Raw genomic sequence first — 10,797 nt, forward strand, 5'->3', positions numbered from 1 at the left:
GGTGCAGGAAATGCTATTTAGCGGCGGTGGCTGAATGTCCTGGCCGAAAGATAAGGCGCCTTCGGGCTATAGCTGACCAGCGTAGTCTTTCATGGCGTGACGTATTTATCGGGGGGTGGATAGGTGGAATGTTTGCAGGTGTTTGTTGTTCAAAAGCGGACAGTTGGTATGTCATGAGCGTACACCCCGGGTTCGGGGTTTTTTGCTAAGTGGCTGGTTGTCAATTGTTTTAAAAAGTTGGCATTTGGCTGGACTAGTAGTTGGCATACCCGGGGACGCCCGGACGGATGGAAAACAAAACCAAAAACATTTAAAAAATAATTTTATGAAACAGACAATTGTAAATGTAAGTAAGAAAGCAGCCGTCATGATGACGTTGTTGCTGGTCCTGGGTACGAGCTATAGTTTTGCAAAGCCGGTGGATTCTGCGGATGGTGATATCAGGGTTTCTTTTAATAAGAGTTTCCGGGGTGCGCAGCTGATGAGCACGGAGGCACATGCGGCCTTTACCAAGGTGATGTTTAAGATGAATGATGTGGTGATGTTTGCATTTTATTCCAAGCGCGGAGATCTGCTGGCCGTGACCCGCAATATCACTTCTTCCCAGCTGCCTTTGGGCCTGCTGTTGAGCCTGAAGGGGGATTACAAGGATTATTGGATCACGGAGCTTTTCGAGTTTACGGGGAATGAGGACAGCTGTTATTATGTGTCCCTGGAGAGTGCGGATGCGAAGGTGACGCTGCGTTCCAATGGGGATAGCTGGGAGGTTTATACGACGGTCAGGAAGTAATCAGTACCAATTATACAAGGTAAAAAGGTTGTCGAGGTTAACTATCGAGTTACATGAGCAAGGCTCCGCGAGGCGGGGCCTTTTTCGTTGGGGGCGGTAACAAAAATTTAATATGGAATGGAGGGGTTATGGCATCAAAGGGTCGGAGAGGAGGGAGATGCGGGGATAGGACAGAATTTAGTATCTTACGCTTTCATGAAACTTAAGGACACCCTGGCATTGGCCTTTCGCACGGTGAAGAGCAATAAATTGCGCACGGGGATCACTGTGTCCATTATTGCGTTTGGGATCATGGCGCTGGTGGGGATCAATACGGCGATCGATGCTATGAAGCAGAAGTTCATGGAGAGTTTTTCTGCCATGGGGGCCAATGGGTTCACGATCCATTACCGGGAGTGGCAAATGGGATTTGACCACAGTAACGTGAAGGCGGAGAAAAAGGGGCAGCGGAAGGCGAAGAAGTCCAATTCCGGCAAGCCGATCACCAAAAATCAGGCGGAGACATTCAGGGAACGGTTTCAATACCCGGCCAGGATCTGTATTACCTTGTTCGGATCCCGTGATGCGGTGGTGTCGCTGGGGGATAAGAAGACGAACCCGACGGTGTCGGTGTATGGGGGAGACCCTAACTGGGCAGAGCTGAACGGCTATAATATAGTGGCGGGCAGGAATTTGAACGAGCTGGACGTGCAGTCAGGTCGTAATGTTTGCGTGGTGGGGAGCGAGGTGGCGGAGCGGTTCTTCGGCCATGATCCCTTCCGGCCTGTGGAGAAGGTGATCCGGGTGAACGGGCTGCCTTTCCGGGTGGTGGGGGTGCTGGATTCGAAGGGGTCGACCCTGGGGATGAGCTGGGACAATATGATCCTTACCTCTTATAATAATGTACGAAGGTTCTTTAACTCCAACCCAAATGCATCTTTCAGCGTACTGGTGAAGGTGGCGGACGTACGAACGATCGATGGGGCGATTGACCAGGCGGAGGGGATCATGCGACCTATCCGGCAGCTGGAGGTGACGGAGGACAACAATTTCTATATCGATAAGAGCGACAGTGGGGTGGCGATGCTGATGCGTAACCTGAGCTTTATTACGCTGAGCGCGGTGCTGATCGGGGTGATCACCCTGGTGGGGGCGGCGGTAGGACTGATGAATATCATGCTGGTGTCGGTGACGGAACGGACGAAGGAGATCGGGCTTATAAAGGCGATCGGGGGGCGGCAGCGCAACGTGCGGCAGCAGTTCCTTTTCGAGTCGGTGCTGATCAGTCTTATCGGGGCTGCGTTCGGTGTTGTCCTTGGCGTGATTGTTGGTAATTCTTTTTCGCTTATTTTACATACTGGTTTTGTTGTCCCCTGGGCGTGGCTGCTGGGGGGGATCCTCCTATGTTCGATCGTTGGGCTGCTGGCGGGGCTGTATCCATCCTTGAAAGCATCGAGACTCAACCCGATCGAGGCGTTGAGATATGAGTGAGCGCCGACAGCTAATCATTAACCTTTTCCGATCCTTAATTAACCGAAAAAACATTCAAATTGCTCCGTATGCCGTTAGATGCGTGGACGCGCAAAACTTGGCGGGACGGGCTATTTGGACGATGTAACGCACTGAATATTTAGAATTTGTCAGTAGTTAAAAAATCTTATCTTGTGAAGCCTATAAAAAAATTTAGTGATCCAATTCGTCTATTGAAAAGCTTTTTTCCTTAGAATTGTACAATCATTTTCTATTACATACTTCAATTTTTTTAAAAAACACTAAAAACAAACGATCATGGCTGAAACGAAACCGACTGCAGCGACAGCAGCTAAGAGTTCCACATCATCTGTACAACCAAAAAAGAAGGGTAATTCGATTTCCTGGGTAGCACCTACTGTGTGCATTATTGCCGGCTACCTGATCTGGAGATTCATTATCGGTGCCGACAGCAATTTTACCACTCCTGATCCGAATGGCGGATTCTGGGCGCATCACAAAGGACCCAAGAGCGGATTTTCCCGTATGTATGAAGGAGGGATCATCGTTCCGATCCTGATCGGAGCGTTGCTGACAGTGCTGACTTTCGTAATCGAGCGTTTCATGACGATTGCAAAAGCAACCGGGAACGGCAATATCGCTGAGTTCATCCGTAAAGTACAATATCACCTGGCCAATAAGAATGTTGATTCTGCCATCGCAGAATGCGATCGTCAGAAAGGCAGTGTAGGTAATGTAATGAAAGCCGGCCTCCGCAAATACAAAGAAATGATCACAAATGCCGAGCTGGACACAGAGCAGAAGGTCCTGGCCATCCAGAAAGAGGTGGAAGAAGCTACTGCGCTGGAACTGCCCATGCTGGAAAAGAACCTGGTATTCCTCTCCACTATCGCCTCTGTAGCCACCCTGATGGGTCTGCTGGGAACGGTAATCGGGATGATCACTTCCTTCGCGGCGCTTGGTGATAGCGGTGGTGGTGAAGCTGCTGCCCAGCTGTCCCAAGGTATCTCCGAGGCCCTGTATAACACGGCATTGGGTATCGGTACTTCCGCTTTTTCCATCATCATGTACAACATTTTCACCACCAAGATCGACGGTATCACTTATGGTATCGACGAGAGCGGCTTTACACTGACACAGAGCTTCGCCTCCCTGTACAAATAAGCGGGGAGTCGGGATCAGCCGGTGGAACGGCCAAGCTTTCAGGCTTCCTGGTCAGTCGGGTGGAAGTTTTGGGAGGGCCGGATCGGGCCGGAGGAGACCGGACGGAAAGAATAAGGTAAAAGATCCTTATGGAATTCCGGTGAATATGTGTCTTATTGAGGGTGTAAATTAAAATATCTTAAAATGCCTAGAGCCAAAATACCGCGTAAAAGCACGAACATCGACATGACGGCCATGTGTGATGTGGCATTTCTCTTGCTGTCCTTCTTCATATTGGCTACCAAGTTCAAACCGCCTGAGGCGCTGAGCGTGACGACGCCCAGTTCGGTGTCATCCAAAGTGGCCCCGGAGAAGAACGTGGTGCTGGTGACCATGGACAAAGAGGGAAAGGTGTATTTCAGCGTTTCTGACGGTAATGTTTCCGAGAAGAAAGACATCATCGACGCCATAAATACAGCCAAGAACCTGGGACTTTCGGACCAGGAAAAGAAGAATTTTTCGAACAATCCCACCGCTTATATCGGTGTACCGTTTACCCAGCTGAAATCCTACCTGGATAAGACGCCGGATGAAATGAAAAAGATATCCTTGCCGGGGATACCCGTAAAGGATAGCACCGATAATGAGCTGGTTGATTGGGTCAGGGCAGCTGTTGGCGCCTTCCAGGGCACTAAAATGGCCCTGCTGGTGAAAGGGGATAACGCTGCGAAATACCCTTCGTTCCAGGGAGTGATCATAGCTTTCAAGAAGAATGACCAGATGAAATTCCAGATGGTAACCAACCCCGTCCCGGCACCTGCGGGAAGCGAGCTGTTCAAAGTACAGCAGACGTCGGGAAGCAAGGCCACTGAATAATTCCGGTACCGCGCGTGCGCAAGAGTTTGATATTGAATAGATTGGGCGGGTAAAACCCGGAATGGGAAACTGATTAATTTTTAGTAACTTTAAAAAAAGCTATTTTATGGCAGAAATGGATACCTCAAGTGGGGGCGGTCATAAAAAAGGACCGGGCGTCAAAAAGGGCAAGAAACTGTCTACCCGTGTGGATCTGACCCCTATGGTGGACCTGGGATTTCTCCTGATCACGTTCTTCATCTTCACCACGACGATGAGCTCGCCGACGGCTATGAAGCTGAACCTGCCGAAGGATACTGACAAGCCTGATGAGCAGAACAAGCTGAAAGAGTCTGCAGCCCTTACGGTGATGCCTTCGAAGGCGAATTACATCTATTACTATGAGGGTTTGGACCCGTCCAAGCTGCAACAGTCCGATTGGAAGAAGATAAGGGACGTCATCCTGGACAAGAAGCGCAGGACGGACCCCAAGGACTTCATGGTGATCATAAAGCCTACGCAGGACGCCACCTACAAGAACACGGTGGACATGCTGGATGAGATGAAGATCGACGATGTAAAGCGCTATGCACTGGTGGATATTACCCCGGATGAATACAAGTTCATCACGGCCACAGAGCAGGCCAATGGCATAAAATAAACCGGAAGATTCCTTATGGATTCCTTCTGGTATAGAATCTAATTAGCGGACACAGGTCCGCAAAAACAAACCATTTACAATGGAAGTCAATAAAATATTAAGCGCCGACGTCCTCGACATTATCTTCGAGGGGAGGAATAAGGAGTACGGCGCTTACGAGCTGCGCAAAACCTACAATAAGCGCCTGGTGAGGGCTCTTATTGCCATGGCTGCAGCCCTTGTATTGCTCTTCATTGCCTATTTCATATCCAATCTGGATTCGGGCAAGGCGAAGCAGGCGGTACAGGTCCAGGACGTGCAGCTGGAAGATGTCAAGGAAGAAAAGAAGAATGAACCGCCTCCGCCGCCGCCTCCCAAAGTGGAGCCGCCTAAGGTGGAGATCGCGAAGTTCACGCCTCCTAAGATCGTGAAAGACAATGAAGTAAAAGAAGACGAAAAACCCCCCGAGCAGGAAAAGCTGGAGGACACCAAGATCGGTACCGTCAACCAGGAAGGTATTAAGGATGAGGGTATTACAGCTCCTCCTGTATCAGATGCCGGCAAAGGTGTCGTAGAAGCGCCTAAGAAGGACGAGGAAGATTATGATAAGACCTTTACCAAGGTGGAGATCGAGTCAGAATATCCTGGTGGCCCTGCGGCGTGGCTGCGTTATCTGAACAAGAACTTCCGCTACCCGGATGAAGCGGTGAATAATGAGATACAGGGTACTGTTGTGGTACAGTTCATCGTGGATAAGGAGGGTAATGTGAGTGATGTATCGGCTATCAGCGGTCCTTCTGAAGGTGGATTGCGTGATGAGGCGGTGCGGGTTATCAAGAAGAGCGGTAAATGGACGCCTGCGGTGCAGAATGGTCGTCAGGTGAAGTCTTATAAGAAACAGCCGATCGTGTTTAAGTTGGAAGCACAATAATGGGTTTGGTTAAGTTATAAAGGATCCCCTCCGGATGGAGGGGATTTTTTGTTTTGGGTGTTTTGGGTTTGTTTAGGCATTTTAGGTTTGTATAGGTGTTTTGGGTTTGTTTAGGTGCTTTGTGGCTTTCCTGTGGTTATTCCCGACAGCTATGTGCCTTCCGTCGCTGTAATTTTCGTTATCTCTGAGCATTTGTCCTCTAGTGAGCGAGCCATTCTATCGTGCATTTGTGGCTGGATGACCGGCGCAAATTAAGGCTTCTTCAGGCCATAGCTGATCGGCTGGTCGCGGAGGGGGCCAGTGGGGATTTGATAAGCGGGACGAGTTTGAAGAAGGGTAAAGGCTGCGCCTTGCCATTCAGGGGCATGAGCATGTTGATGGAGTTTGCGGCAAAGGCAATGTGCGGAGGCGGGGTTTAAGCCGTGCCCTGCCGTGGAGGAGCCTTAATTTCGATGGTGGAGATATTTACATTCGTTAAATAGTCCGTCGGTCCAGGGATAATTGATGTTGATAGAAAGAGAAATTACAGCGACGGAACGGTTAGGGCTGGCGAAAAAGCGGAGAAGGATCAGCGAATTGCCGTGAAAGCAACAGGAGCGGAGAAGGGGCGAATCGCCCCGCGACAGTACAAGGGTGCGACGCAACGGCTGGTGAATAGTGATATTCCGCCGACCCCATAAAAATGTACCTTTGCCCCCATGTTAGGAAAATTAGCAGGTTGGGATGACACCATCGTGGCCCTGGCGACACCGCCGGGGATCGGTGCTATTGGCGTGATCCGGATCAGCGGGCCGGAAAGCTTCAGGGTGGTGGGTAGGCTCTTTCCGTCGAAGGATCTGGAGCAGCAGGCTTCGCATACGCTGCACGTAGGGTTTTTGAAAGAAGGCGAGGAGACGCTGGATGAAGTGGTGGTGTCTTTGTTCAAGGGGCCCCGGTCCTATACGGGTGAGGACGTGGTAGAGGTTTCCTGTCATGGGAGCCCTTATGTGCAGGAACGGGTGATCCAGGCGCTGTTGCGGCAAGGAGCCAGGTTGGCGCGTGCGGGAGAATTTACGCAACGGGCTTTTTTAAAGGGCAAGATGGACCTCACACAGGCGGAGGCGGTGGCGGACCTTATCGCCAGCAATACAGCGGCCTCCGCACGGACGGCACTGCATACCATCCGGGGCGGGTTTTCGAAGGCGCTCCGGGAATTGCGGGAACAGCTGTTAAGTTTCTCGGCACTGATAGAACTTGAGCTGGACTTTTCGCAGGAAGATGTGGAGTTTGCGGATCGGAGCCAGTTTTATAAGCTGGTCACTTCCGCAGAAGGGACGGTGGATCAGCTGCTGCAGTCTTTCAGATTAGGTAATGTGATCCGCAATGGAGTTTCTGTGGCTATTGTCGGTAAGCCCAATGCGGGCAAGTCGACGTTGCTCAATACATTGCTCAATGAGAACAGGGCGATTGTTTCGGAGATTGCAGGGACGACGCGCGACACTATTGAAGAGACGTTGAATATAGATGGGATATTGTTCCGGCTGATCGATACGGCGGGGATCAGGATGCATACGACGGATGTGATCGAGTCTATCGGGGTGGGGAGGAGCCTGGAGAAGATGCAGCAGGCGGATATTGTGGTGTATATGTTTGATGTAGAGGACGGGGTCGATGAAGTGATGGGGCGTAAGCAGGAATTGGTTCTAGCCGATGGTGGGAAAAGATATGTGTGGGTAGGGAATAAAGTGGATGCAATGTCTGAGGATGCGGCCCGGCGGAAGTTTAGCGGGATACCGGATGCGGTGTTTATTTCGGCTAAGGAGGGGCGACAGGTGGATGTGCTGAAGCAGCGGCTGGTGGACCAGGTCCTGCAAGGGAATACGCAGACGGAAGGGACCATCGTGACGAATGCAAGGCATTATCATGCGCTGCAGCAGGTGGGCGCGTCACTGGCGGGTATTCATAAGGGGTTGGATGACCGGCTGCCAGGGGATCTGTTGGCGTTGGATATCCGGCATTGTTTGCATTATCTGGGGGAGATCACAGGGGAGATCACGAGTGAGGATAGGTTGGATTATATATTTAGTAAGTTTTGTATTGGGAAATGATTTGATGCTACAGATTGATTTTAAAATGAATATGCATTTGTAAATTAATTATATTAATCATATTTTCTTATTTTGTACTGATAATGGCCTGTTTTATAAAAGATACAGAGGTACAAAAAAGCATATTTAAAGGGTGAAATAACTATAGCACTATACAGTTCTGTAAAGTTGTGGAAACCTACCGACATCAATTGGCACTATTGAAATCAGGCCTATTTTTTAAGACAATTTAAAAAATAGGGTATGAGCAGCAATCTTGAATTAAAAAGAATTTGCCAGCAATGCGGCAAAGAATTCATCGCCAAAAAGACCACTACAAAGTTTTGTTCCCTTTCCTGTGGGCAGCGGAATTATAAGGTCCGGCAGAGGATGAATAAGATAGAAACTGAGAATGCCCAAATCAGGGCTAGTCATCTCGTACATTCCGGTCCAATCGCTGATCACTCTCCAGAACAAGATCTTGTTGACATTAAGATGTTAGCCTTTGTAACGAGCATGTCCACGAGCACGATCTTTCGACTGATCAAGGATCCGGAATTTCCTAGGGTGAAGATTGGAGGAAGGCTGCTTTTTGATAAGAGGGTTGTTGTGGAGTATTTGAGGAGGAGGTATGGGAATTGGTAGGTCTAATCATAGTGATGATTTTTCTCACGTTATCATGCAATACGACTTATTTTTTCCATTTTTTAATTTTAAAGTTGAATCCCTAGTACCAAAACAGAAGTCGGGTGTTATATATAAGGAAGGTATAAGGCTTCAAAATGCTCGACCGGAGGGCTTGATAGCGGAAGATATCAACTCCCTTTATAAAATGTGAATAACATTATAGCGTTGAATCTCAAAAATTAGTAAATTTATATCATTAAAGTGTAAATATAAAACTAAAAAAATGTGTGAAGCCTTAAAAATCAGATTATTCGATTTTAAATCCCACTTTAAAGTGAGATATTTAAAAAATAAGATATTCATCTTATATGAAAAATGTAACCACGACGCCAGATGCCCATGCACTGGTACATGCAATTAAAAGTGTTATTGATGTGCACGGCATCCTTTTTTGCAATCAAAATGCTGTAAACACGATATTATTGGCAAATTTAGGAATGACTGCAGCGACTCAGAGAAGAATAATTGACGACCTGGACATAGAGGATTATGTCATCAGGGGTGCCCCGGTCAATCTGTATCCGTGGAGGCTAGTAGCTAATTTTTACAGAAAGTATAATGGCACCTCTTTGGATATTAAGATTTCTGTGGGCATGGAGTGTGCGCCTGCAGTTTGTCTGGAATTTATACCGCAACAACTTCGTATTTAATATTTCAATATAATTAAAAAAATTTATGAAAAGTCCTATTACCGGAAATGAAATGAAGGTAGTGGTGAGCAGGCATACTATTGAATTTAGGAAAGATAGATTTGAATATTGGCTTCATGAATATTGTGATGAAACTGGTAAGACTTATACTGATGAGTTTCTTGAAACCTTGAACCAAACCCAATACTTTAATCAATACCGTGAACGATACAATATACCTTTCCCCGATGATATCAAAGCAATTCGAGAAAAATATGGACTTTCCGCGACCAAGATGTCAGAAGTGTTAGGATTTGGAGTCAATGTGTATCGGCAATATGAATTGGGGGAGGTCCCCAGCATATCTAATGCCAGGCTGATTACGCTGGCGCGGGATCCGAAGGAGTTTAAAAAATTACTGTTAATTAGCCCAATGTATGCAGGCAGTCAACAATCAGATAATATGCAGGTCGAAGATTTGTTGAAAAGGCTGGAGAATTTGAACAAAAATAGAAAAAATTTTGAAATGAACGGCTTGTCTGAATACCTGATGCAGGGACTGGGTGTGCAGACTCTGGGCATATATACAGGCTACAAATCTCCTAGGTTGGATAAGCTACTGGAAATGATAATTTTTTTTACTCATTATATGAAACCTTGGAAAACTAAAATGAATAAGTTGCTTTTTTACGCTGATTTCTTGCATTTTAAGCGCACTTGTTTCAGTATTAGTGGAGCGGAATATGTGGCGATTAACCTGGGGCCGGTATTACAAAATTTTAATAGTCTATTTGAGTATGCAGCTAGTAGGGACTTTGTCGATGTAACATATCAAGAGTTTTCGAATGGGGGGGTGGGCGAATATTTCTCACCAGCTCGCAATAGTACCTTTAAATCAGAACTATTTCACGAAACGGAATTAGCAGTGCTAAACGAGATTGGCGCAAGGTTTAAAGATACTAAGACAAGTGAGATGGTGGAACTAAGTCATGAAGAACCTGCTTGGTTAGACAATTTTATCGAAAAGAGGAAAATTAGATATGATTATGCATTCAAATTAATTCATGGTTATTAGCATGTAAATAAATAAATGATATGAAAACCAAAGCATAAGCCCAACTCTCATTGGCTCTGATAGTTGGGCTTAAAGAAAAAGGATATATTGTTTTGCGGCAATGTGACTAAAGAGGAAACTCCTTAGGCTATCCTTTTAGAACGTATAGTAAAGATAAGTGTCGGCTTTCAAACCACCAACTCTCTTCTACGTTCCCGCCTGTGCCGGCACATATTACCGGTGTATCCACCATATTTAGTATTGTAAATTTTTGCACAATGACCATTTATATGCATGGCGAAAACGCCATAGATGCCCAATTATTGGATATATCAGAAGTAGCAACAATTGAAGAGATCATTGTTCTGTACAAAGTCCGATTTGGAAGGACAGCAGAAGTAGAAGAGACGTTCCTGTTCGTTGAGAACGAAGAACGCCATAGGCGCCACAAAGATCTGTAGCCTTCGCTGATATTAGGACAGGTTGGAATTAGACTCGAAAGAGCTAATTTTAAACAGTCAATATGAAAAAG

Annotated in this window: 11 protein-coding genes; all 11 read left to right on the forward strand. The window is 47.1% G+C overall.

From position 1 onward, the window contains the following. Positions 1-325 precede the first annotated feature (325 nt). The 11 genes from Q4E93_RS21725 to Q4E93_RS21775 all read left to right on the forward strand — a co-directional run bounded on the left by Q4E93_RS21725 (position 326) and on the right by Q4E93_RS21775 (position 10,726). Positions 326-790: a hypothetical protein gene (locus tag Q4E93_RS21725; protein ID WP_303588837.1), complete on the forward strand. Its 465-nt coding sequence runs from the start codon at positions 326-328 to the stop codon at positions 788-790. A gap of 195 nt (positions 791-985) precedes the next feature. Continuing rightward, positions 986-2,260: an ABC transporter permease gene (locus Q4E93_RS21730; protein WP_303588839.1), complete on the forward strand. Its 1,275-nt coding sequence runs from the start codon at positions 986-988 to the stop codon at positions 2,258-2,260. Between the two features lie 297 nt (positions 2,261-2,557). Beyond that, a complete protein-coding gene (locus Q4E93_RS21735; RefSeq protein ID WP_303588841.1) occupies positions 2,558-3,424 on the forward strand; it encodes a MotA/TolQ/ExbB proton channel family protein in 867 nt (288 codons plus the stop codon). 183 nt (positions 3,425-3,607) lie between these two features. Beyond that, entirely contained in the window at positions 3,608-4,279 is a 672-nt protein-coding gene (locus Q4E93_RS21740; RefSeq protein ID WP_303588842.1) for a biopolymer transporter ExbD, read from the forward strand. Between the two features lie 106 nt (positions 4,280-4,385). After that, the gene (locus tag Q4E93_RS21745) at positions 4,386-4,919 is read left to right on the forward strand and encodes an ExbD/TolR family protein (protein ID WP_303588843.1); all 534 of its coding nucleotides are present in this window, start codon (positions 4,386-4,388) and stop codon (positions 4,917-4,919) included. A 79-nt stretch (positions 4,920-4,998) separates the two neighbouring features. Next, on the forward strand, positions 4,999-5,829 hold the full coding sequence (locus Q4E93_RS21750) for an energy transducer TonB (protein WP_303588845.1): 831 nt from the start codon (positions 4,999-5,001) through the stop codon (positions 5,827-5,829). A gap of 698 nt (positions 5,830-6,527) precedes the next feature. Continuing rightward, the gene (gene mnmE, locus Q4E93_RS21755; protein WP_303588846.1) at positions 6,528-7,916 is read left to right on the forward strand and encodes a tRNA uridine-5-carboxymethylaminomethyl(34) synthesis GTPase MnmE; all 1,389 of its coding nucleotides are present in this window, start codon (positions 6,528-6,530) and stop codon (positions 7,914-7,916) included. Between the two features lie 243 nt (positions 7,917-8,159). Further along, a complete protein-coding gene (locus Q4E93_RS21760; RefSeq protein WP_303588848.1) occupies positions 8,160-8,540 on the forward strand; it encodes a helix-turn-helix transcriptional regulator in 381 nt (126 codons plus the stop codon). 350 nt (positions 8,541-8,890) lie between these two features. Next, on the forward strand, positions 8,891-9,232 hold the full coding sequence (locus tag Q4E93_RS21765; RefSeq protein ID WP_303588850.1) for a hypothetical protein: 342 nt from the start codon (positions 8,891-8,893) through the stop codon (positions 9,230-9,232). 25 nt (positions 9,233-9,257) lie between these two features. Continuing rightward, positions 9,258-10,286, forward strand: a complete 1,029-nt coding sequence (locus tag Q4E93_RS21770; RefSeq protein WP_303588852.1) for a type II toxin-antitoxin system antitoxin SocA domain-containing protein — start codon at positions 9,258-9,260, stop codon at positions 10,284-10,286. Between the two features lie 257 nt (positions 10,287-10,543). Then, positions 10,544-10,726, forward strand: a complete 183-nt coding sequence (locus Q4E93_RS21775) for a hypothetical protein (protein ID WP_303588854.1) — start codon at positions 10,544-10,546, stop codon at positions 10,724-10,726. Positions 10,727-10,797: the final 71 nt, after the last annotated feature.

Source organism: Flavitalea plasmicola (assembly GCF_030546645.1).
Taxonomy (GTDB): Bacteria; Bacteroidota; Bacteroidia; order Chitinophagales; family Chitinophagaceae; genus Puia.

What these genes read in the sequence shown, in the direction of transcription:
- Q4E93_RS21725 (WP_303588837.1), top strand. Translation starts at nt 326, where the DNA reads ATGAAACAGACAATTGTAAATGTAAGTAAGAAAGCAGCCGTCATGATG.
- Q4E93_RS21760 (WP_303588848.1), top strand. Translation starts at nt 8,160, where the DNA reads ATGAGCAGCAATCTTGAATTAAAAAGAATTTGCCAGCAATGCGGCAAA.
- Q4E93_RS21750 (WP_303588845.1), top strand. Translation starts at nt 4,999, where the DNA reads ATGGAAGTCAATAAAATATTAAGCGCCGACGTCCTCGACATTATCTTC.
- Q4E93_RS21770 (WP_303588852.1), top strand. Translation starts at nt 9,258, where the DNA reads ATGAAAAGTCCTATTACCGGAAATGAAATGAAGGTAGTGGTGAGCAGG.
- mnmE (WP_303588846.1), top strand. Translation starts at nt 6,528, where the DNA reads ATGTTAGGAAAATTAGCAGGTTGGGATGACACCATCGTGGCCCTGGCG.
- Q4E93_RS21745 (WP_303588843.1), top strand. Translation starts at nt 4,386, where the DNA reads ATGGCAGAAATGGATACCTCAAGTGGGGGCGGTCATAAAAAAGGACCG.
- Q4E93_RS21775 (WP_303588854.1), top strand. Translation starts at nt 10,544, where the DNA reads ATGACCATTTATATGCATGGCGAAAACGCCATAGATGCCCAATTATTG.
- Q4E93_RS21740 (WP_303588842.1), top strand. Translation starts at nt 3,608, where the DNA reads ATGCCTAGAGCCAAAATACCGCGTAAAAGCACGAACATCGACATGACG.
- Q4E93_RS21765 (WP_303588850.1), top strand. Translation starts at nt 8,891, where the DNA reads ATGAAAAATGTAACCACGACGCCAGATGCCCATGCACTGGTACATGCA.
- Q4E93_RS21735 (WP_303588841.1), top strand. Translation starts at nt 2,558, where the DNA reads ATGGCTGAAACGAAACCGACTGCAGCGACAGCAGCTAAGAGTTCCACA.
- Q4E93_RS21730 (WP_303588839.1), top strand. Translation starts at nt 986, where the DNA reads ATGAAACTTAAGGACACCCTGGCATTGGCCTTTCGCACGGTGAAGAGC.